We start from the raw sequence: 1,232 nt of genomic DNA on the forward strand, positions 1-1,232 counted from the left end.
CCGCGGGCGGTGGCCGCGTCCTGCTCGGTGAACGGGGTGCGCCAGGCCAGCGGAAGGGTGGAGATGCTGCCTTCCCTGACGTCGTCGGGCAGCAGCACGGTGAGCAGCCGGGCCAGGTCGGTGGTGTGGGTGAGCCGTTCGGCGTCGGTCCAATCCGGCTTGTAGACGCGGTACTTGACCTCCTGGGCACCGAATCCCTCGTAGGGAAAGCCGTTGAGGGTGACCACTTCGAGGCCACGCCGGTCCAGGTCGGCGCGCAGCTCGCGCAGGGCGGCCGGGTCCGAGATCAGGGCACGGGCGGCGTCGCGGGCCAGCCACAGGCCGATGCCGAGGCGGTCGCGGCCGAGTCTGCGGCGGACGGGCTCGCAGTAGTCGCGAAGCTGGGCGCGGACACCGTCGAGGCTCTCGGCCGGGTGGACGTTGGTGCAGTAGGCGAGGTGCACGATGGAGCCGTCGGGATGCCGGAAACGCATGGGTCACTCCCCTCCGCGCAGGATGGAGTTCCCCTCGTGTGTGGCCCCGGTGTCCGTGCCGCGCGGGTCCAGGGCGAGGCGGCCGCTGAGGCCGTAGAAGGCGACCGGGTTCTGCCAGAGCACCTGGTCGACGTCCTCCTCGGAGAAGTCCGCCGCGAGCATGGCCTCGGCCACCTCGCGGGTCTTCAGCGGGTCGCTCCTGCCCCAGTCGGCAGCCGAGTTGACCAGGACCTTCTCAGGGCCGTAGGTCCGCAGCAACGCCACCATGCGGTCCTCGTCCATCTTGGTGTCGGGATAGACGGAGAACCCGAGCCAGCAGCCCGCGTCCTTGGCCTCCTTGACGGTGGTCTCGTTGAGATGGTCGAGGAGGACGCGCTGCGGTTCGAGCGCGGACTCGGCGACGACGTCCAGGGTGCGGCGCAGGCCGGCCAGCTTGTCACGGTGCGGAGTGTGCACGAGCGCGGGCAGCTCATGATCGGCGGCCAGCTCCAACTGAGCTGCCAGGGCCCGGTCCTCGGCCGGCGTCATCGAGTCGTAGCCGATCTCACCGACGGCCACCACTCCGTCCTTGACGAGATAGCGGGGCAGCTGGTCGAGGACGGGCATACAACGCGGGTCGTTGGCCTCCTTCGGGTTGAGAGCGATCGTGCAGTGGTGCGCGATGCCGTACTGCGCCGCGCGGAACGGCTCCCAGCCGAGCAGGGCATCGAAGTAGTCCAGAAAGGACGCCACCGAGGTACGCGGCTGACCGAGCCAGAA

At 69.8% G+C, this 1,232-nt stretch carries 1 protein-coding gene and 1 pseudogene; both read right to left on the minus strand.

What is annotated here, in order from left to right; genetic code table 11:
- A pseudogene (locus QIT00_RS38680) lies at positions 1-473 on the minus strand (metabolite traffic protein EboE); the annotation flags it as partial.
- A gap of 3 nt (positions 474-476) precedes the next feature.
- Positions 477-1,232, minus strand: a 756-nt coding sequence (locus QIT00_RS38685; protein ID WP_282540188.1) for a TatD family hydrolase, incomplete at its 5' end; no start/stop codon positions are given.

The sequence above is a fragment of the Streptomyces luteolus genome (assembly GCF_029968015.1).
In the GTDB taxonomy this organism is placed as follows: domain Bacteria; phylum Actinomycetota; class Actinomycetes; order Streptomycetales; family Streptomycetaceae; genus Streptomyces; species Streptomyces luteolus.